Raw genomic sequence first — 23488 nt, forward strand, 5'->3', positions numbered from 1 at the left:
GCCTTGCGTGGCAACCCAAGTGTGGCAATCAAAAAGGATCTCGTAGTGATGCTCGCTCGCCCATCCCGTCGTCGTACCAACGTTCAGTCCTTCAAGCGTGATGCCGTGGACCCGGCGCTGTGGCTGCTCAAGCCGTTGGCGCAAGCGGTGGCGTTGTGTCTGGTGGCGGGCAGCGCGCACGCGCAGACGGCCTTCAGTTCGAGTTGGTTCGCTGCCAAGGGCGCCGCACAGCAAGCAGCGGCAGCACGGCCGAGCGTCGGTGGTTTGCCGGGGATGACGCCGCCATTGGCTCAGCAACAGAAGGCCAATCAGCAGTTGCAGCGGTCGATCCAGACCTTGAACAACACCGTTGCCGCGATTGCAGCACAGCAAGCGGCGCAGGCGGCCGGGCGCGCAACGGCGCTGGGTTCGGTGCAGTTTGTCCCGGACGGTCTGGGCGAGGGCGGTTTGAAGGTCGATAACAGCCTTGCGCAAGGTTGGCAGAACGCCAAGGGGCCGCAACAGACGCAGGCCGACGGCAAGACCACGGTGAAGATCGAGCAGACCGCCGACAAGGCGATCCTCAACTGGGAAACCTTCAACGTCGGTCGTAACACCTCGGTCGAGTTCGCCCAACAAGCGAACTGGGCAGTGCTCAACCGCGTCAATGATCCGAACGCACGCGCCAGCCAGATCCAGGGCCAGATCAAGGGTGACGGCACGGTGATGCTGATCAACCGCAACGGCATCGTCTTCAGCGGCAGCAGCCAGGTCAACGTGCGCAACCTGGTGGCGGCGGCAGCGAATATCACCGATATCCAGTTCCGTGATCGTGGCCTGTACTTCGACAGCACCGGCACGGCGCCGACCTTCACTGATGCCGTCGGCAAGGTGCTGGTGGAGCGCGGCGCCTCCATCGCGACGCATAAACCGGCGGCCTCCACCGATGCTGGCGGCTATGCCTTGCTGCTCGGCAACGAAGTGCAGAACGACGGCAGCATTAGCACCATCAAGGGCCAGACGGTATTAGCGGCCGGTGACCGTTTTTACATCCGTAAAGGTTCGGGCACCGAAGGCAATGCGCTGTCCACCACCTTCGGTAACGAAGTCACTCCGGCCTTCAAGGCCGGCGCTGTGGCGGGCAAAGTCACTAACAATGGGTTGATTCAATCCGCCACCGGCGACATCACCCTGACCGGTCATGAAGTGGTGCAGAACGGCGTGTTGCTCGCCAGCACTTCAGTCGCGACACGCGGCACGATTCACCTGACGAACCCGATCACCGACACCAGTGGCAGCGTCACGCTGGGGCAGGGCAGTGCCACGGCGATCATGCTCGACAGCAGCGATCTCACGGCCCTCGACAGTCAGCGCGACGCGGCCCTGACCGCCGTCAGCGCGAACAACCGGATTCGTGGCGATCAGTCGCGCATCGAAATCCAGAGTGGCGCCAGCGTCGAGTTTCAGAACGGCTCGATCACTCTGGCCACTGGTGGTCAGGTCGCGGTCAATGCCCGGCGCCGCAGTCTGGTGCGTGACGGCGCGATGATCGATGTGTCCGGTGCCCTCGGCGTCAAAGTGGCGATGGAAAACAACAACATCAAGATCAATGTGCAGGGTAACGAGCAGCGCGATGCCTCGGTCAACCGTGAGAAAGGGGCGCTCAACAGCAATGACATCTGGGTCGATGTGCGCGAGCTGGTCTACGTACCGGCCGGCACCAACGGCTATGCCACGGATCGTTGGTACACGGCGGGCGGTTTGCTTGAAGTCGGCGGCTACCTCGGCACTCAGGGCCACAGCGTTGGCGAGTGGATGGCGCAGGGCGGCACGGTGAGTTTTGCCGGCAACGATGTGGTCACTGAAAAGGGCTCGCTGATCAACCTGTCCGGCGGCACCCTGGATGTGCAGAGCGGGCAGATCCGCCAGAGCTGGTTGCGTGGCGCGGATGGGCGCTTGTATGAAGTCTCCCGTGCTCCGGGGGATCTGCTCTATACCGGGCTCTACAAAGGTTATGAAGACAACAGCGAGCGCTGGGGCCAGACGACCTACTTCTACAATCCGCTGATTGCGCCGCGCTCGCGTTTCGAGTCGGGGTACACCGTGGGTCGTGATGCCGGGCAACTGGTGATCGCCACCGCCAACGCCGTGCTCGACGGGCAGATGATTGGCGAGGTGTATCAGGGCGAGCGGCAGAATCAGGCGCCGAAACCGTTGCTTGATGGCTACGAACAGAGCCAGACGGCGCTGGCGCGTCGTGCGCAATTGATTGTCGGCAGTTATGACCCAGCGTATGTGGCGGCGGCGAGTGGATTGCTTTACACGCTCAATCCGTTGCTGGATCAGGTGCAGATTGGCGGCGAGCGTCCGGTTGCCGGCAGTGATCTGGATCTGGCCGGCGCGGTATCTGATTCGCGCAAGGGCAAGTTGTTTCTGGATAACGAGCAGCTCAATGGCTTCCGCCTCGGCGCGCTCAAGGTGTCGGCCAAGGATCAAGTCGCCGTGGATGGCGCGCTCACGGTCGATGCCGGTGGCGACATCACCTTGTATGCCCCGGATGTGCAAATGGGCGCCGACCTGACGGCTCGCGGCGGCAGTGTGCGGTTGGGTAACGTGCTCAATCAGTTCAACGGCTCGACAACCACCGACACGCAAATCACGGCGAAATCCGGCCAGTCGACACAGGTAGTGATTGCCGAAGGCGTGCGACTGGATACTCGCGGTGTGTGGAGCAACCTGCGCACTAATCCGGACGATGGCGCGAGCCTGGCGTACCTCAACGGTGGTCTGGTGTCGATTCGCAGCAGTGGCGATATCGATCTCGACGCCGGCAGTCTGCTCGATGTGTCCTCTGGCGGCGCGCTGCTCGCCAACGGCAAGACCCGGGGCGGCAAGGGCGGTGATTTGACGCTGGAATCCAGCGCCATTAGCGCACCGGGCCAATCGCATTTGAACCTTGATGGCGAAGTGCGTGGCTACGGTGTGACGGGCGGCGGCACCCTCACCGTGCAGGCTAACAAGATACTCATCGGGCAGACCGACAAGGTGCTGGCCGACAACACCCTGCAGTTGTCTGCCGACCTGTTCAACAAGGGGTTCAGCGCTTACAACCTGATCGGTCTGAGCGGGCTCGATGTTGCCGAAGACACGGCGATTGACGTGAGCATGCCGGTGTACCGCTTCGCCGATGCCGCGCCGAATCAGGTCAGCGGTGTTGATCCGCAATCGGCACTGGAACTGTGGACGCCAACGCTCTTCCAGGAAAACCCGATCAAGGGAGTGCTGACCCAACGTGCCGGTGCCAGCCTGGCATTGCAGGGCGGGGCCAGTCTGGTCGGTCTGATCGACGCGGCCAACAGTGCGTTGACGCTTGGCCGTGGTTCGCGCATCAGCGTCGATCCGGGGCAGAGCATCAAGCTTCGCGGTGCCGGGCAGATCACGGTTGAAGGTGAGCTCAATGCCTGGGGCGGCACGGTGGATATCCGCCAGCAACCGTTCGGCTCGATCAAACCGGATACGTCGATTCAATTGGCCGATCCAAATGCACATAACCGTTCTATCTGGATCGGCGAGCAGGCGGTGCTGGATGTCGCCGGACGCGCCAACACCGCGCTCGATGCCTTAGGTCGAACCTACGGACAGGTCGGCAAGGGTGGCAGCATCATCATCGGCGGTGAAATCGATTCGAAACGGGCGACTGCCACGGCTGCCGACGCCTACGTGATTGTGCGTCCGGGCGCGCGGCTTGATGCCTCTGGCACCGAGGCGATTCTGGATGTCGCCGGTCAGGGGCCAACCCGCGTTGCGACGGATGGCGGGCGCATCAGCCTTAGTTCCTACAACGGCCTGTTCATTGATGGTCACTTGCGTGCGGCGGCGGGCGGTGTCGGCGCTGCCGGCGGTCGTCTGGACATCGCCCTTGAGACGCCGCTTTACGCTGACTCGGCAAGCAATGCGGTGCGGGCGCCGAGGGAGATCATCATCGGCCAAGGCGCAGGTGATGAATCGCTGGCCGTCAATCTGCGACCGGGCGAGGGCGCCGAAGGCTTGCGCTATGGCCAGGCTCGTCTGAGTGCCGACGGCTTGATGGCGGGCGGTTTCGATAACCTGAGCCTGTTGAGCAACGGCCTGCTGTCGTTTGACGGCGACGTTAGTCTGCACATGAACCAGAGCCTCAATCTGTACGCCGGGGCGTTGTCGCTGGCCGAAACGTCCAGGGAAACGACACGTGTCGACTTGAGCGCTCCGTACTTGCGTTTGTCCGGTGTGGGCAGCTACTTCGCGGGCGTCAACAGGATCCGGCCGCGGTTGACCAATAACCCGACGGCTCAACTGTCGGACGCGACATTCAATGCGTCGGCAGACTTGCTGGACGTGGGTAATGGCCTTTCCGTCGGTACGCAGGGTTCGATTCTGCAACTCAATGCCCCGGCTGTTGAGTACAGCCGCCGGGCGTTCGGTGTGGTGTCTCTCGACAGCCGCGGCGACCTGCGTTTCCTCGCGCCAAACGATGGTGCCGAGAAAACCCGGCTGTGGACGCCGGGTGACTTGAATCTTGGTGCTGCGCAGATCTATCCAGGCACTGGCGTCCAGGCTGAAGTGCGGGTCGGCTATCAGGGCGCCGTTGCGGTATCCGACCACACCCTGCGCATCAGCGGCCACGGCGCGGCGCCCGCTGAGGTGCCGTACTCGGTTTTCGGCAATCTGAGCTTTTCCGCTGCGTACATCGAGCAGGGCGGTGTTGTGCGGGCACCGTTGGGCAAGATTGTCCTGGGCGACGATTTGCTGACTACCAGCCACGAGGTACGCCTGCTTTCTGGCAGTACAACGTCGGTAAGCGGTGCCGGTCTGGTCATGCCCTACGGCGGCACTACCGACGGCATCGATTATCTCTACAACGGCAAGTCCGTGGTGTTGAACGGCATCACTGGCGAAAAAAACGGTGTGGCAATCGGTGGGCAATACGTTGATGTGCAGAGTGGTGCCCTGATCGATCTGTCCGGTGGTGGCGATCTTCGCGGCGCTGGTTTCATCTCCGGGCGCGGCGGTTCTACCGATGCGCGTTTCAATCCGCTGGTGCGCAATGCCACCGACGGCACTTTCAGCTTGCCGGGGCTGACGAGCAATCCGGTCTACGCCATTGTTCCGGGCAATCAGAGCCGCTATGCGCCAGTGCTGGCGGAAGCGGGCGCGGTCGATCCGCGCGTGGGTCAGCAAATCACCATTGGCGCCGGTGTCCCGGGGTTGGCGGCGGGCACTTACACGCTGTTGCCATCCACCTTTGCCCTGTTGCCGGGGGCGTTCCGGGTCGAAGTCAACGGTCAGGCAACACCGACTGCGACGACGGCGGCGCTGCAACTGCGCAATGGTTCGTGGACCAGCAGCGGGCAGATGTCGATTGCCAATACCGGCCTGCGCGACAGCCTGGCCAGTCAGGTCATCCTGACGTCGGCGGACATGCTGCGCCGTTACTCGCAGTACAACGAAACCGGGCTTACCCCATTCATCCGCAATGATGCCGCCAGGCGCGGGGTACCCCGTGCATTGGCGCCTATGGACGGCAAGACCCTGGATCTGCGTTTGAGTACCGGTGGTCAGCAAGACATTGCTTTGCAGTTCAACGGGCGCGCGCTGTTCAACGCCGCTGAGGGTGGGTTGACCGGGACGGCGGTGGTGCGCGGTGGTTATGCCGGTAGTGACCTGGAAATCCTCGGCGCCGGGCAGGCGCCGACCGCGCACGTCGCTGGTGTGTCGTTGTACGCCGACACGCTGAATAACCTCAACGCCGGGCGTTTGACCCTCGGTGCAATGCCGGACGTTGTGTACAACACGTCAGGCAATATCATCAGTTTCCTCGGCACCACCTCCAATATCGTGTTGCGTGAGGGGGCCGTCCTTTCTGCGCCGGAAGTCTTGCTGCGCACCACCTTGACCACTGGCGGTATCACGGTCGAGGCGGGTGCCGGGATCAACACGCTCGGTCGCGGCAACGTACCTTACGATTCAACGGCGGGCTTTATATATCAGCCGGGGGCATCAAGCCTGTTGCTCGTGTCGAACGGCTGGACCAACGTGCTCGCGCCACAAGCGGGCTCAAATCTGAGCGGAGCTGGCAGTATCCGAATTGGCACCTGTGCTGCTGATTCATGCAGTAATCCGGCGCTGCTTTATTCGAACGGCAGCATCACCGCTGCCACGGATAACCAGTTTGAGCTCGGTGAAGCCGTGCGCTTCGGCACGCGTCATCTGGCGTTGTCGGTCGGTTCGGTGAATGCCGGCAGCACTGAGGCGCTGGCGGCGGCAGGCAATCGCGTACCGGCAGGTTTGACCCTCAACCAGAACGTGCTTGATCGACTGTTGCGCGGCGATACCCAATTTGGCGCACCGGCTCTGGAAACCTTGAGCCTGACTACCCGCGATGCCTTCAATTTCTACGGCAGCGTAAGCCTCGACACGCTTGATCCGCAGACCGGCCAAAGCAAACTGCAGAACCTGGTGCTCATTACTCCGGCGATCTACGGTCTGGGCGATGCCAACGATGTGGCGACCATCCACACCAATAACCTGATCTGGAACGGCGCCACCCAAACACCCGGCAGCGTCATCACTGGCGGCGCCGGCACGGGCAGCGGCACGCTGGATATCCAGGCGCAACGCATCGAACTGGGTTACGGCCCGATGCCACAGCCGAGCGGCCTGGATCAGAACAATCGTCTGGCGCTGGGTTTTGCCAACGTCAACCTGACGGCCAGCGAACGCATCACCGCCAACCACAAGGGCAGTCTGGCGGTGTATCAGGAGCAGGGCGCTTACGACCCGGACAAGGGCTACAGCTACAGCGGCGGCAATCTGAACCTGCGCACGCCGCTGCTCACCGGTGAAGCGGCGTCGGTCAGTTTGCTCAAGGCCGGCAACAGCCTGACGCTCAGCAGTGGCGGGGCTTACGGGGTGGCGGATGCCTTGGGTGCGGAACTCAACCTTGAGGCTCGCAACATCGTTCTCGATAGCCGTATCGCCTTGGCCAGCGGCAAACTGACCGTGAAGTCCGAAGATGATTTAAGCCTTGGCAACGCCGCCGTGCTGGATCTGACCGGGCGTACCTTGCCGTTCAACGATGTCAGCAAGTACAGCTGGGGCGGTGACATATCGCTGTACAGCGCCAACGGCAATATTCGTCAGGCGGCGGGCTCGCGAATCGATCTGTCGGCGAAGAACAATCAGGCCGGTAATCTCAGCGTCGTCGCGTTGGCCGATGCGGCCGGGATGGTCGATCTGCAAGGCGAGATCCTTGGTGGCAGCAGCGGTTATTACGACGCCGGGGGCACGTTGGTGCCGTACAAGGCCGGCGGCGTTGACATTCGCGCGCAGCGTCTGGGGGGTGATGCCACTGAACAGTTCGCCGCGCTCAACCAGCGTTTGAATGCCGGGCAGGTCTTCGGCAGCCGCAGCTTGCAGCTCAAGCAAGGCAACCTGCTCATCGGCGACGGCCTCAAGGCTGGCGAGGTCAATGTCTCGGTGGACAATGGCAGTCTGACGGTGTCCGGTCTGATCGACGCCAGTGGTGAGCGTGTCGGCAGTATTCATCTGTCGGCGAAAAACGCTCTGACCCTGGCCGGCAACAGCGTGCTCGATGCCCATGGTCGTGTGCTGCGGGTCGACAGCTACGGCAAAATCATCGATGCGCCGAACCGGGCGACGGTCGAGCTCAATTCCGGTGATGGTCTGCTCACCCTGGCTTCTGGTGCGCGGATCGATCTGCGTCACGGCACTGATGCGGTACCTGGCATTCTCGCGGGGCAAAACGATGGAATGCTGCGTGGCACGCTGGAGCTGAACGCGCCGCGGTTGGGCAGCAATGACATCGCCATTGATGCCCGTGGTGCGTTGACCATTCAGGGCGCACGTTCCATCGGTCTCAATGGCGTGCGTCGCTACACCGATGCTCTCGATGGCACCGATCAGGCCGTCACTGGCCGCCCGTATCAAGTGATCGATCAAGCCATGCTCGATCGCATTCACGGTGACAGCAACAACTTCATCAACGCCGCTCTGGGCAACAATGATCTGTTGCAACGCAAACTCGCCGGGCTGAACAACGCCACCTATGCCGATGCGTTCCATCTGCGCCCGGGCGTAGAGATTGCCAGCAAGACTGCCGACGGCGACCTGGTGGTGGAGGGTGATCTGGACTTGTCTGGCTATCGCTACGCGAGCCTCAATCCGCACACGCGACTGGACCCGTCGGTTTACGGCTCGGGTGAGGCCGGCAGTCTGGTAATCCGCGCCGGCGGCAACCTCGATATTTACGGCAGCATCAACGACGGCTTTGCGCCGCCACCGCAAACCCAGGATGACGCCGGTTGGAAACTGATCACCGGTGTGCAGCCGTTCGGTGGCGATCTTATCGTGCCGGGCACTGGCGTTTCACTGGCCGAAGGCACGCAGTTTCCGGTGGGCGCCGTGCTTAATTACGACGTGATGATTCAAGGCGCGGTATTGGCCAGCGGCACCTTGCTGCCGACTCAAGCGGTATTGGCCCAGGCCTATACCTTTGGCGCTGGCACCGTGCTGGCGGCGGCGATTCATGACGGCAATGGCAATCTGTTGTTTGCCGCCGGCACCTTGCTCTCTGAGAGTGTGACGTTGCCGGCGTCAACGCGCCTGGGGGCGGGGATTCGCCTGAACAACGCCACGTCGCTGCAAGCTATGACCTGGCCAAAAGGCGTGCCGCTGCCGGCCGTATACGATGTGGATGTGGGAACCGTTTCCGGGGTGAAATTGAGCGGTTCACTGGCATTGCTGCGCGGGTCACTCATTCCGTCCATGACGGACGTAAAGTTGGCTGATGGGACAACGATTATCGAATTGCGGTCGTTCAACGGCACCCAGCAGGGCAAGAACTGGGCGGTGGCGAGCATGCTGCCTGCAGGCACTGCCTCGTGGTCGATGCGTGTGGTGGCCGGCGCTGATCTTGACGCGGCGGATAATCGCACGGTCCAGCCGTTGACCAGCGGTGGTCATCTGCGGCTGGCGGACACTCACTATGGTGCGACGATTACGCAGGGCGTAGCGAAACTGGTCTGGGCCGTAGACAATCAGTACGGCTTCCCGGCCTACGAACCCATCCCCGACGAGTATCTGATTCTTTGTGAAATCGGCCCAAGCGATTGTGCGCCGATGGCGCGTTGGGTCTGGGCGCCGGGTAGCGGCATGGGCGCTGATTACGAGCCGGTTCCTGATGATTATCTGATCCTCTGCGAACTGCAGCCGGACCTGTGTCTGGAAAACAACCCGCAAAAATCCGCCAAGGTGCATACCCAGATGTTCAGCGTGCTGCGAACCGGCACGGGCGATCTCGACTTGATGGCGGCCGGCAATCTGAGTATGGATTCGCCTTTCGGTGTGTACACCGCAGGGACGCAGTCGGCCAATGTCGACCCGCTCTACAACCAGATGCGCGGGCACCTGTCCGATACAAACTCGGTTTTAGGCAGCACGGGAGCCGACTACGAGAAATGGGTCAACGGCGGCACTGACAGCCTCTATCAGGCCTGGTATCCGCAACTGGGCGGCAACCTCAGCATCAATGCCGGTGGCTCGATCTCCGGCGATTCGGTGGGGCGTAAAGAGCAGAAGTCGGGCGGTACTCGTGAGCAGATAGCCAGTGTTGCCGTTGGCAACTGGCTGTGGCGTCAAGGCACGGGGAATGCCGATGTTCCAACGGCCTGGTGGATCAATTTCGGCAGCTACATCACTCAACCGATACCCGACAGCAATATGAGTACCGAGCCGTACCTGGTGGGTTTCACCGGCTTTGGTACGTTGGGCGGCGGCAACATCAGTCTGCGCGCCGGGGCCGATGCGGGCATGTTGAAGCCGCTGGGAGACGCGACGAGTTACCTGCGCAGCCAAGGGCTCAACGTTGCAGTCGGCAGCACCGGCAGGGTCGGCAGCGATGGCCGCGTGCAAATGACGGGTGGCGGTGACATGGATATCCGCATTGGCGGCCAGCTCAACCCGTCACTGCAGGCCCGGGCTGGCGATACCGGCGGGGCGCGGCCGTTTCACGACCTGCAAGGTGCGTTGGTCAACCTGCGCGGCGCGGTGCAATTGACTGGCGGCGCCTTGGGCGGTATCGATCTGCAGTACGGCGCCGCGTCACGTTCGCATGACATCAGGGAAACCCGTGCGCTTGACCCGTTTACATCAACTACAAGCACAGCCTCTGGTGGTCTGGTATTGATCCCCGGTGACTCGGGGATGAGCCTCAGCACCCGTGGCGATCTGGTACTGGGCGGAGCAGGCGACCCGGGACGCGTCAGCCTGCAGAACGCTACCCCGGTCTTTGATGCCAATGGTGACATCCAGAGAGGCGGGATCCTCAGTGGGTTTTCATTGTGGACCGAGCACACCGCCATCGACTTGTTTTCGGCCGGGGGAAACCTTACGCCTTCTACCCAAATGGCAGAGTTTAATGAGTTCAACAACTTCAGTTTACCGCTGGGGCGAAACACATCGCCTACAGACGGTCGATTCGTCTATCCGTCGATTTTGCGCGCAGTGGCGGGTCAGGGATCGATTTATGCCGGGCCTTCAGCATCGGTAAAAAGGAACGATTTCCCGCTGTCCGCCTACTCGTTGCTCTTGGCGCCGTCGACAGCTGGCCAGTTGGAAATGCTGGCGGGCGATTCCATCTACGCCGGCGGCTATGCGATCAATCAGTCCGGAGCAAGTCCAGCGTCCATTGCCACGCCGTTCAATCCGGCGTTCAACCGCTTTGACAACAATGCGCAAGTCAGACCCGTCGCCACCAATTACAGCAGTGACGGCGTCGCATCGGACGGCAACTTGCGTTATCCGTTGTTCGCATTTGGCCCCAACACGTATTCGGGTCTCAGCAAAGTGCAGGGGCCCGCACGCTTCTATGCATTAACTGGCGATCTGGTGGGCGTGCGCAACGGTGAAACTCTGAATTTCACTACGTCCAAACGTACTTGGTATGAGGCGGCGGGGCCGGTGTGGATGATTGCCGGTCGCGACATCGTGGCGTCCGGGACCAATCTGGGCCAGCCCACTCAAGTCCAGTCGGATGAAATGGGTGTCGGGCGAGAGCTCATCACCTCCGCTGGCAACCTGTTCATTCACAATAATCCGCGAGACGTTTCACGGGTTTCGGCAGGTCGCGACATCCTCTATAGCAGTTTCGATATCGCCGGGCCGGGTGTTCTGGATATCAACGCCGGACGCAACATTCTCATGGAAAACCGTGCCAGCATCACCAGCCTCGGGTCGTTGGTGGCGGGTGATAATCGTGCGGGTGCCAGTGTGGTGCTGCAGGCCGGCGCGGGGGGGCAAGGCCCGGATTATGCGCAGTTCATCGCGCGCTATCTGAGCCGGCAGAATCTCGCCAATCCGGATACTTCCCTTACCGGGCAACCGGGCAAAGTGGTCAAGACCTACCTCGACGAGTTGCAGAGCTGGCTGACCCTCGGCTACGGCTTCAGTGGCAATGCAGAACAGGCGCAAGCGTTCTACGCCGCGCTGCCGAGTGCCCAGCAGGCGATTTTCGCGCGGCAGGTGTACTTCGCCGAATTGCGTGCCGGCGGCCTGGAATACAACGATGTCGACGGCCCGCGTCAGGGCAGTTACTTGCGCGGTCGCAATGCCATCGCGGCGCTGTTCCCGACCACCGATGTGGCCGGCAATCCGATCCGCTACGACGGCGACATCACGCTGTACGGCGGAGCAGGGGTCAAGACCCTGTTCGGCGGCGACATTCAGATGCTCACGCCGGGCGGTGGTCAGGTGTTCGGCATCGAAGGCGCGGCGCCGCCATCGACGGCGGGGATCATCACCCAGGGTTCGGGCAATATTCAGCTCTACTCGCAAGGCAGCATTCTGCTCGGTCAGAGCCGGATCATGACCACCTTCGGCGGGTCGATCCTCGGCTGGTCGGCCGAAGGCGACATCAACGCCGGTCGCGGTTCGAAAACCACCGTGGTCTACAGCCCGCCAAAACGCGTGTACGACACCTGGGGCAACGTGAGCCTGTCGCCATCGGTGCCGAGCACCGGCGCCGGTATCGCCACGCTTAACCCGATTGCCGAAGTGGCGCCGGGCGATATCGACCTGATCGCGCCGCTGGGCACCATCGATGCGGGCGAGGCGGGGATTCGTGTGTCGGGCAACGTCAACATCGCCGCGCTGACGGTGGTCAACGCCGCCAACATCTCGGTGCAGGGCAAGTCGACGGGTGTGCCAGTGGTTTCGGCGGTCAATACCGGGGCGATCACCTCGGCCAGTTCCGCCGCATCGTCTGCCACGCAAGCGGCAGAAGACGTCGCCCGTCAGCAGCAGGCAGCGTCGCGGCAGAACCAAGCGTCGGTGTTCACCGTGCAGGTGCTGAGCTTCGGCAACGAACAGCTCGCACCGTCCCGCGATGGCGCCAGCCTTGCGCCGACGCCGGGCTACAACCCGAACAGCCCGGTACAGGTGCTGGGCGCCGGGGCGCTGGATGAACACGCCAAACAGCAGTTGACCGAGGAGGAGCGTGGGCAACTGACGTTATAAAAGACTCTCGTGCAGTACGTTTGGGCGGCCGGTTGGTCGCCCTTTTTTTACCTGCACAAATACACTTGAACTGCTTTCGCTGCGATACGAAATGGAGGTGGCAGCTATACGCGGGTCGCAGACCGGGACTCTAGAACCGGCAGATCCTAAGGTCTCCCACGCGCAGCCGGCATAAAAATCGGGTGTTGTGCGTCCAGAACTGCAGTGCAAGTGGACGTCTGCCTTGACTCGAAACCGGCTAATAGTTGTCGCTGATTAGCCCCCCAATCACCAAGACTGATGCGTTGGAGTTGCCGACATAAGCACGGGTACCGTCCGTGCTGACGGCGATCCCGTACGGATTGCTTCCGCCAGGGATGTTCTTCAGGACTTTATTTGTCGTCGTGTCAATTATCGAAACCGTGTGACTACCATAATTGGAGACAAAAATGCGGCTACTTTCCGGACAGGCAGCGATCCAGTACGGATTGTTCCCGACCTGGATATTCGTTAAGACTTGATCCGTCGCCGTGTCAATCACTGAGACCGTGTGGGTGGCCCAGTTGCTGGCATAAACGCGGGTACCGTCAGGGTTGACTACGATCCCGGTCGGCTTGCTTCCGATAGGGATGCTCGTAAGGACTCGATCCGTCGTTGTGTCAATCACCGAGACCGTGTTGCTAGCCCAGTTGCTCGCGTAAACTCGATTACCGTCCGGGCTGACGGCGACTCCGTAAGGACTTTTCCCGGTCGGAATATTCGTCAGGACTCGATCCGTTGCCGTATCAATCACTGAGATTGTGTGGCTACCAAAATTGCTGACATAAGCGCGGGTGCCGTCCGGGTTAAAGGCAATCCCTCTCGTGTAGGTCTCACATGAAATGTTCGTCATGACCCGATTCGACGCCGTGTCAATCACCGAGACCGTTCCGCGATCATAGCAGCAGACATAAGCGCGGGTACCATCCGGGCTGACGCCAACCCATCTCGGGCCGTTCCCTACCGGGATGGCCTTCAGAACCTTATTCGTTGCCGTATCAATTACCGAGATCGTGTGGCTGGCAGAGTTACTGACATAAGCGCGGGTACCGTCTGGACTGACAGCTATACCGTCCGGACCGATCCCGACCGGAATTTTACCCACCGGCCCCAGCCCCGTAACGGCTACGTTTGCGGTGTCGACCTGAATACCACTGGTGGCGCTCAGAGTGTAGGAGCCGGGGAGCTGTGTGCCTTTGACGCCGCTGACGGTGACCCTGCCGGCATCGTCGGTAATGAAGTCACGCTGGCCGCTGTCGCCATCGGAGTACGTAAAATTGGCCGGGAGCGTCAGACTCAGGTGCCCCCCGGGGATGGGCGTGTTACTGCTGTTACGAAGATGCAGTTCAACATCCTTGAGCTGACCGTGCGGCGCAATGGTATAGGGCGCGTTGTTGAAGCCAGGCACGCCGTACTGTTTTTTACTGACCGTATAGACGCGCAATGGGAAGGTGATCACATTAACGGTATCCAGCGACGCTTTGAACACCACCTTCAATTCGCTTCCGTGCGGCAAATCTTTCAGATAGCTGTAAGGCGCAGTAACCGTGTAATAACCATTATCCAGCCAGGCCTGATGTACAGCATTTTTGTCTCTTGTGAGTAGGGCGCAATCATGCGGAACACCATCGGCTTTATTGGCTTGCAGCGTTAACTCGACGGGTTGACCAACAGCGCCAAGGGGCCAGATGTTGGTGCAAATCGAAGCGCCGTTGACCAATGCAGTAATGTCCAACTCCGGTCCCTCTCCATCGTTCGATGCCTCGGTGATCCAGGATTTTTCCAGCGCACTTTCAGGCATTGGCAACACCGTGATAGTACAAGGAGGAGAGGGTGCCGGTTCATTGTCACCCCGTCTTACGATGTAGCTCACTGTCACTGGTTTGCCCAGGTTGAAGGGCACTACGGCGTTGTTCAGCGGAAGGAACTGGTCCCCTTGCGTAGTAACTTCGAACGGTCCGAAGGACCGGGTGCCGGGGCCGTCGGTACCGGTCCAGGTCACGGTGATCTGAGTGTCGATCATATTGGCGAAGGCCGGGACCACTGCTGTCAGCGCGTCCTTGGCGGCAATCGGTTGAAGAATGTTATCGGGCGCTTCCTTGATTTTTGGAGGCTCGAATATTTCCTTTTCGGCGATTTTGATGTTCCAGGCCTCGGATTCCGGCATTGCGCCGTAATTACCCTTCACTGTGTAGCGGTGGTCACCTGTGGATTGTGCGCCCAGCGTATGGTCCCATTCGCCATTTGCATCGACAGTGATGGTTTCCACTGGCGCAGCGTTGTCCTGCAGCTCGACCGTCAGTCCTGCACTGGCCTCGCCTTGAAATTTGAACGAGGTCTCGGTAGTACCGCTGCCGCTTGGGATCTCTTTGCCACTGACCGAACCGGTTACCGAATCGATCGTCGGCGGATCCAGCGCCACCGGTTGCCCCACCGTAAACTCCAGCACATTCGAATAGCTGGTCGTGTTGCTCGCTGCCCGGAAAATCTCGTAGTGCACCTTCACTTTTTTCCCGCGATTAGGCTCGATGTGCTGGGCCACAAACGCGGCGTTCAGCGGGAAATCCACGTCCTTGTCCTTGGACAGTGCGCTGAGTTTTTTAAAGTCGGTAACCGGCTCATTGCCTTCAACGATCCAGAAATAAGTGACGATATCGTTGGCCTCGCTCGGAACAGCCACCGGCCGTGGCGCGGTGATTTTGCTGGCGCCACCGGGCAGGTCTTTGGGTTCGAGCACGCCATCCTTTTCACCCAGCACGATAGGTTTGACCAGTTCGCGTTGCGCTTCGCCGACGTTGAGCAACGAGGCGTGCAGGGAAGCGCGGCGGGTAATGGTGCCGTTGTCGTCGCTCAGCAGGTTGTACGACAGGTCCAGCGTGCCGCCCTCGAGGGTTTTGCCGTGTTCGCCGGCGACGGTGATGATGAAACCGTTGGGGTCATTGGCCTCGTCTTCGCTGGGGAAATACCAGTCCAGTTCCGGATCGTAGGTGGTCAGGTCGGGCCGGGTGCCGAACCATTTCAGTTCGATCGCGTTCTCCGGGGTGATCAGTGGATCGCAGGGAATGCAGATGCGGTATTCGGGCGCGTCGGGGTCGAGCGCGCCACTGATCTGGTCGATCGCGATGGGCGCGGCCAAGCGTGTCGGTTCACCGATAATGCTGTAGGCGCGGGCTTTGGAGATGGAATTGTCGACCACGGTGCCGCCGCGGCGTACATGATAGGAGTACACCACCGTGCGTTTGGCCAAGGCACGCAGGGTGCTGTTCTTGTGCGCGATCGAGACCCGCACCGGCGGCGTGCTTTCAATACGCTGGATCACCACTTCGCTGATCTCTTTACCTTCGTCGTCGGTACCGAAGACGCTGAGGTAGATCTCGTCGTTCTTTTTGAAGATGTTCACGTCCTCCGCCCAGACTTCCACCAGCGGCCGTTCGTCCCCCAGCACCTCCAGATCGACGATGAGACCGTCGGCGTGTTTGAGGATGGGCGCACCCAGGCGCAAGCCCTGGGTGTCGACGACAATACGCACGGCCTCGCACCAGTCTTCGGACTCGTTGTACACGCGGTCGCGGATCTTGTAGCTGACCGACACGCCGTCGGAGTCTCCGGCTGAGAGGATGGTGGCCTGGTCGGCCAGCACCACGATGGGATTACCCTCCGGATCGTCGATCTGTTCCTGGGTGACGGGCTCGGACTCCACGGTTTTCCCGGCCCAGGCCAGGATGAGCACGTCACCGACGGCGCAGTTCAGGTAGAGCCAGCCATCGCCGGGCTTGGGTTTTGCGTAGATCAGCACGCCTGCCTCGGCGGTGGCCTTGTCGACACCGTCGCGCACCACATCCGGCGGATCGAAGGCCATGGTCAGTTCGGAGTGGCCATAGTCGGGATTAATATCCTGGCCACCGGGCAGTTCGAGTTTGACGAAGAGCTTGATCATCGGTCCTGGCTCGGGCTTCTGCCCGAAACGCGTGATCTGGTAAGACAGTTCCCAGTCGCCGCTGGGCAAGCGCGGCGGCTCGATGAACAGAGTGACGTGCTTGTCCACCTCGATGTCTTCGGTGATGGTCTTTTGCGCGACCATGGTGGTGCCCAGGTACACCTTGCAGTTATCGCTCTTGCTCATGTTGTTCCAGGCGGGAATCTGGACTTTCAACCCCTTGTCGGGGTAGTTGAGTCGTGCAGCGGCGAGGTTGACGCCCCTGGAGCCGTCATCCAGCAGCCGGCCGCCGGGGATTTCCGGATCGAGCAGGGCCAGGACGGAGATTGGTTTGCGCGGTTGGACGAGCATCGCGGGGCACTCCTGCCGAAGGTGGGGCGATGGAGTGATTAGGGGATAAAACCGGGAAATGCGCACCTGTCAGGTCTGACAGGTGTACGTTGAATTCAGACGAACGGTATCGTTGCTTTTCAGTTCGTGACCGGAAATCCATTCTCTGACGTAGAGAACGGATTTCACGGTTTGACATCAAGCAGGGCAATCGCGATTTTAATAGCGTATTTCACTTCGCGAGTCAGCGAATCCCGACAATATTCGAGGCATGCCCGAATTCTCTCGCGTCGCCATAGCCGCCCCAAACCAGATACTTGGTTCTTCTACTTTTGAATGGCCACCAATCGCTGCCCCTATCGGTAGACCAATAATGGTGATTTCCCATGGGCCATGATGCGCCATACGCGGCGTGTATTTCGTTCAATTCCCCCATGCTGGGAATACGTGCCCCAACTGCGGCGACGTTCCTGTTGGCCATGTCCCAGCCACCATTCCCACCGCCAAAACAGAGAATGACGTTCGTCACTGATACGGTAAAGCTTTTGGATTGCTGGGCAGTGTCTTTGGCCGTGATAGTCGCTGTGCCTCTCCCCCTGGCGGTGACAAAACCTCTGTAATCAACTGCTGCCACCGCTGAGTTGCTGGAGCTGTAAGTGATGGTTCCTGTTCCCCCGGTGGCTGATCGCAATATCGAGTTACCTGAATTCGGAGTGGGGAACAGGTTAGGGTAGCCCGCACAAATATAGGTCTTGCCACCCAATGTGACCGGACTTGTGTCGAAGCTCATTGGACGGATTCTGCGAAATGTTCGCGTTGTGGAGATCTGCTCGGTACTCAATGCTTTGGCGTACACCGAATGTTCACCAAGGGCGATTGCAAAGGGGGTCGTCCAGATTCCTTTGGCATCGGCGGACACGATGATATCTGTGGCTGCACCCAAATCATAAATCTGCACTTGATACAAAGGCGTGACCCCGCCCGTCAAAACAACCGACGTATCGACAGTAGGTCCCCCATTACTCAACTCGCCTCCCGAGTGCCTTACCGATGTCAGCGTCACGGCCTTGTGGGGGGTGACCGTAAAGTTGTGGGCGGGGGATTCCAGTTGTTCACCATAAAGGGCTCGTACCTTGATGACGTAGGATTTCAGGGCCAGCGTCGATAGTTTTGTCGAGCCGTTGCCCTCACCATCCAGAGTGACAGGGTCGCCGATGGGAGCGTTTTCGTCATAAAGCTGCACACGCTGGTCGGGATCTGCCATTACGGCAACGGTGATTTCTCTGTCGTAAGTTATGCCGTTGTGCGCGACCGATCCTTTGGAGTCATTGACTGCCGTGATACTGGGGCTGGTGGCAATACCGATGGTAAATGTGCGTGGATTGCCGTCCGGTACATCGGCGTCGTACAAGGCTTTCACGGTAATGGTTTGCAGGCCTTCGACGAGGCCGTCTGCAGGAGATTCCCACTCCCACAGATCCGTGGCTTGCGGTGTGCCTTTGGGAACACCATTGACCCTGATCTCGACCTTTTCACCGCGCGTCGCCGTGCCATGGATCGTCACGCGCTTGTCGTAGGTCAACCCGGCTTCGGGAATTTCCTGGCCTTGCGGATTGAGGATTCTGGTGATGGCCGGGGTCACGTAGTCGTAACGTGTGCGGATAGTCAGCGGCAGGGCAGGGAACTCGATTGCAGCGGTCTCTTCCGTGCTGTTGTCGAAAATCACTTTGCATTTCACCACGGCGGGAGAACTGTGCCGCAATTTCAGGATTTCACTTCTGAGCAAGGGTTCGTCGAGGCCTCCAGCCACTTGCTGGTCACTGATTTGATGATCTCTCAGTACATCGATCCGGTAGCTGCCGGTGCTGGTTTCGCCCTCGACATAGAGCCACGTGCGCTGGCCCTTGGCAATAAATGGCCATACGTTCACCAGCACCCTCGCATCGCCGACAAACTCCATCAAGTCCAGAACCGCCTTGTCTGCCTGAGGTACATGCGGAGTGGGCAGATCGTTTTCCGGATCCTGGAAGTCGAGGATGTTCAGCGGCAGCGCTTCGGAGGGCGTCCACAAGTCATAGCGCTGTACGTCATAGTTGACGTCAACCGAGCGCCGAATGTTGGCACCCACAAACGAGGAGGGCAGGTGAAAGGTGACGATGCCGGAAGGTTCAGCGGGTTGTTCCAGGTCCTCCGAAGTGCCGGCCCCGGGCGTCCCCCGCCATTTCAGAGCGAGGGTGTCGAGTGCTTCGTCCATGCTGAGATAACTGCACTCGATATCGACACCGTTGAGCGCATCCATCGGGTTCAGCGAACTGTTGGGTGCTTGTAAAACGGTAGGCGCAGGCAAAAGCCCCACGGGGATGCCAACCATCACCTCGAAGGGCGCCGAATAGCTGTACTTTCCCGTCGCGGCATGCAGCAGGGTGTAACGGACAGTGACCGTATAGCCGATATTGGCCGAGACGTATTTGACATCCACCCGAAAGCGCGCGGTCTTGTCGATCGACAACTCAGTGATGGGGCTGCTGCCTTTTGTTGAGCTGGACGCGGAGATACCAATCCAGTGATACGTCAGCGTGTCGCCCTTCATCCAATTGACCGGTTTGACCAGCACATGAGCCTGGGTATACACCAGCGTCGGGTCGATCACGCCATCTTTTGCTTCTTCTACATAGGGGGCCGGCAGAGTGGCGGGAACTGCGCGCACCTCGACCCGCAGAAAGTCAGACTCACTGAGTCCATAGTCGGCAGGATCATCGTTGTACACCCGGTAATAGAGTTTGAGGCTGCCGTTGTTCAACGGGAGAATGTGCTCGTTCATCACATAGATGTACGTAAAGCCTGCCTGCTCATCATTATTGCTGACGTCATACGCTTCCTCATACTCATAGGCGCTGCCATCTGGTTTCTTGCCTTCCCAGATCACGTTGATCGAGTCGCCGACTTTAAGGCTCGGATAAGCAAGTCTGACGGTCGCTGTTTTGCTGTCGGCGGGCAAAATGGCACCGATAACCTCTTCGATAATCGGCGCCGGCAACAGCGCCGGGTTGCCGATCACTTTGACGAAGGTGCGTTTGGAATAGAGCTTCGAGCCATCGCTTTTTTTGTGCAGTACATAGGAGCCATCAAGCGTCCCGGTGGCGAAGAGACTGACAAATGCGAAAGGGATCGGGAACTCGAGAATGTAGGGCAGCTTGCCGACGGTGACTTCTTCGGTCAGCGTGCGAGGCGCTGTTCCGGTGCCCCCGACACCGGCGACATTGATTATTATCGTGTCGCCCGTGGTGAATTCTTTATCGATTTCGAGGCGGATCAGCAGATCGGTCGCCTGATGGTCCAGTTGGTCGAGATGGAGCTCGCGATCATCGGCATCTTCGAAAATGGCCGGATCCAGGCGAGCGGCACCGGCCTCCACCTGAACCGTAGTCTCCTTCGACCATTTCTCGCACCAGTTCCAGACCTCATCATGGATTTCGTACCTGATCGGCAACGAATTGCCATCGCCGGCGGTCAGGATGTCACCGGGCGACGCGGTGATGACAATTTCTTGCGTGCCGTCGGCCTCGGCTTCTGTTACTACGTGCGGGGTCAGAAGAACACTGCCCCAGCGCACCCAGATGACATCGCGCACCGTCATCTCTCGATAGCGCTTGATGGTTATGGGCACGCCCTTGCTCGACCATTCTTTGCTGACACCATTGTCGATGACATCCTGCGGCAACCCGACAATGTCGAGGTGTGAGTGCCAGGGAAGATGCTGCTCTTCATCCGCGCCTGCGGGCAAATTCAATTTGACCAACAGCGTCAATACGGCGGAGGGATTATCCGGCAGCGGTTCGCCTGAACGGGTCACCTGGCAATAACACTCGGAGTAACCGGGGGCGATTTCAGTGGTCGGGAGATAGAAGAACAGTCTTTCATTGACATCTTCGGGCCTGATTTTCAGTTCGTGGATGACGTTGTTGTTCCAGAAAATCTCGATTTCATCACCATCCCCCATACCGGGGTATGGGTCGATAACACTGAAGATGCCAGCCTCGGAGTTTTCGAACGTTGCCAGGTTGATACCGCCGTCGCCATTCACAACCGGCTGAGTCATGTCAGCGATATACAACGGATAGATTTGCAACGGTGTGACGGATAAATCTCTGCGTGGGGGAAGCCGAAAAAGTCTGAAAGAAATCATGAGCAACACCGCCTGAAAGGGAAAAACGGGTGATTCCCTTTTAGTCCCATTGATTGTTCATTGACTACTGTCAGATCTGACAGGGGTAAGCGGTTTTCAGACGGACGGTCATGCGCGGGGTGAGTCTGTTTATTGGGCGCCCGTCTGAGCACTGTTCGCTTCTGAGCGCAATCTGGCAGAGTCAAAAGGCGTACGGAATACTCACCTTCGCCCACAACATTTCCCCCTCCGGCCGGTTCTCCACGTCAAATTCCTTGGCTCAGCGAATCTCCGCACTGGCGTACTTGAGAAAGGTGAAGTGCAGCGCCGGACCAATCGCGAACACCTTGCCGCGCACCCCGTCATCCACATCCTGCCCGGCGAACTGCACGGTGCGGCCGAACTGTTTGTCGTCGGTGGTCTGCTTGAGGTAGTAGCCGTTGATGCCGAGCATCAGGTCGTCGGTGATCTTGTAGCTGGCCGAATAATCGAAGTGAAGGATCTGCCCGGATTTGTAGTCGGTGTCCTTGCTCTTCTCGTTGAAGCTGTAGGTGGTCTTCATCGAGACTTCGGTGCTGTCGGTCGGCAGCCAGGTGAAGGAGAACATGGGTTTGTAGGTGTAGAAATTGTTGCTGGTGTTGGCCAGTCGGTCGACGCTGTATTCACCGGTGGGCACAGTGATTTTCAGGGCGGCGCCGAGGGTCAGATGTTTGCCCATGTCCCACACAATGATCGGTGCGATGGTGGTATCGCCCATGCCTTCACGGGTGTCGCTTAAGCCGAACACCGAGACTTCCTGCTTCAACCACGGCTGTGCGATGTAACCGGCCAGGCGCCCGCCGAACACGCGCACCGGGCTTAAATAATCGAGACGCGGAATCACCGCGGTGGATTCGATTTCGACATTCGACACTTTGCCGGCCAGTGAACTGATGTTGAGTCGGATCGACTTGTAATGGTTGTAGTAGAGGTTGAACGCGACCATGTTCTGCGCAAGGCTGTCGACCTCCAGCGGCAGCATGAAGAAGCCATCGGTGCCCGGGCCGATGTTGTCGACGCCGGCTTCGGTGGCGAGCGCCGGCAGGGTCGCGGTGCAGCCCAGCAATGTCAGGGCCAGGCGCAAGGGGGATGTCGCGCGGTTCGGGTACATATCCGTCCTCATTATTATTGTGTTTGGGCGAAACGCCGGGACGCAGGACGCCCGGCACTCTAGAAATAAGCGCTTGGAGCCTGACGGGGAGTGTATTGACGGACACGTAGGGGGGGCTTCTGCGGACAGTCGATAAACCCTGTGCTAACTTCCTTCGACATAACCGGTAACAAAAATAACAATCAAGCGTAATCCGGAATGTCAGCCGCTCATGAACGTAAAAGTCCAAGCCCCGACCTTCGAACTGGCGCTGGTATCGCCGTTCCTCCTGCAAACCTTGGCTGAAGTCGCGCAGATCAACGGCGTCGAGTCCGAGAGCCTGTACCGTGGTCTGGGTTTTACCCTCGAAGACCTGCAGGATCCGGCGCAACGGATTTCCTATCGCCAGGCCGTGGCAATGACTCAGCGTGCGCTCAAAGTGCTGCCCAATCAGGGTCCGGCCTGTGGGTCGGGGCGCAGAACGTGCTTGGCACGCTCGGTTTGCTCGGACATTTGCTATCGCTGTGTAAAACCTTGCGTGATGCGTTTGCCGTAGGGATTCGCCATCAGCACACCTCCGGTGGGATTGTGGTGTCCAGCGTCGATGTGGTTGGTGACAGAGTGCATCTCGATGCCGAATGTCGCTTGCCGTTCGCCGATGTGCAGGTGTTTGCGATCGAGGAGTTTTTCGCCAGCCTCCTGGTGTAGGGTCGGGCGTTGGCCGGGGCGGATTTCAAGCCGATCGCCGTGCAATTTGTCCATGCCGCGCCAGGCTACCTGAGCGAGTACCACCGCCTGCTTGGGCCGGACGTGCGCTTTGGTTGCCTGCACAACCGTATGCTGATCGATGTGCAATGGCTGGACGTCAAGCTGCCCAATCATCATGAGCTGGCGTTGCGTCAGGCGGTGGCCTTGCTGGAGCTTGAAGCCGCGCAGGTGCATCAGAAGCTCGATCTGATTCAGGCCGTGGAGCGGGCGATAGCCCGGGATCTTGCTTGTGGCAGTCATATCGAGAAGATTGCCCGCGACCTGAACATGAGCAGCCGCACCTTGCGCCGGCGTTTGACCGAGCATTCGCTGACGTTTGAAGCTTTACAGGAGCAAGTGCGGCAGGCGCGCACCCTGAGCCTGCTGGCCAATCCGGATATGTCTATCGAGCGCATCATCGAAGAGACCGGTTATAGCGATGTGCGCAGCTTTCGCCGGGCGTTCAAACGCTGGACAGGGATGAGCCCGAGTGCGTGGCGTATTGAGAACGGCCCTTCTGCAGTGGTCTAATTTCCCCGGACACCCCGATAGGTGGAAAATACACCTATTGAGGAGCTCTCCATGACCGACAAACGCAAAGTATTCGACGACA

At 59.7% G+C, this 23488-nt stretch carries 3 protein-coding genes and 2 pseudogenes; 2 read left to right on the forward strand and 3 right to left on the reverse strand.

Annotation, left to right across the window (positions count from 1 at the left end; genetic code table 11):
- Positions 1–48 precede the first annotated feature (48 nt).
- Positions 49–12549 (forward strand): filamentous haemagglutinin family protein, encoded by a 12501-nt coding sequence (locus ACIOU6_RS22940; RefSeq protein WP_401138992.1) that lies wholly within the window; start codon positions 49–51, stop codon positions 12547–12549.
- Positions 12550–12787: 238 nt separating this feature from the next.
- Here the strand turns inward: ACIOU6_RS22940 and ACIOU6_RS22945 are convergent, their stop codons facing one another.
- The 3 genes and pseudogenes from ACIOU6_RS22945 to ACIOU6_RS22955 all read right to left on the reverse strand — a co-directional run bounded on the left by ACIOU6_RS22945 (position 12788) and on the right by ACIOU6_RS22955 (position 22149).
- On the reverse strand, positions 12788–16855 hold the full coding sequence (locus ACIOU6_RS22945; protein ID WP_401138993.1) for a beta-propeller fold lactonase family protein: 4068 nt from the start codon (positions 16853–16855) through the stop codon (positions 12788–12790).
- Positions 16856–17078: 223 nt separating this feature from the next.
- Positions 17079–21020 (reverse strand): Ig-like domain-containing protein, encoded by a 3942-nt coding sequence (locus ACIOU6_RS22950; RefSeq protein ID WP_401138994.1) that lies wholly within the window; start codon positions 21018–21020, stop codon positions 17079–17081.
- 181 nt (positions 21021–21201) lie between these two features.
- Positions 21202–22149, reverse strand: a pseudogene (locus ACIOU6_RS22955) (transporter).
- Between the two features lie 211 nt (positions 22150–22360).
- Between ACIOU6_RS22955 and ACIOU6_RS22960 the strand changes: the two are divergent.
- Positions 22361–23406: pseudogene (locus tag ACIOU6_RS22960) on the forward strand (AraC family transcriptional regulator ligand-binding domain-containing protein).
- The last annotated feature ends 82 nt before the right edge of the window (positions 23407–23488 follow it).

Origin of the sequence: Pseudomonas sp. NPDC087615, assembly GCF_044743445.1 — a bacterium.
GTDB classification, from domain to species: Bacteria; Pseudomonadota; Gammaproteobacteria; order Pseudomonadales; family Pseudomonadaceae; genus Aquipseudomonas; species Aquipseudomonas baetica_A.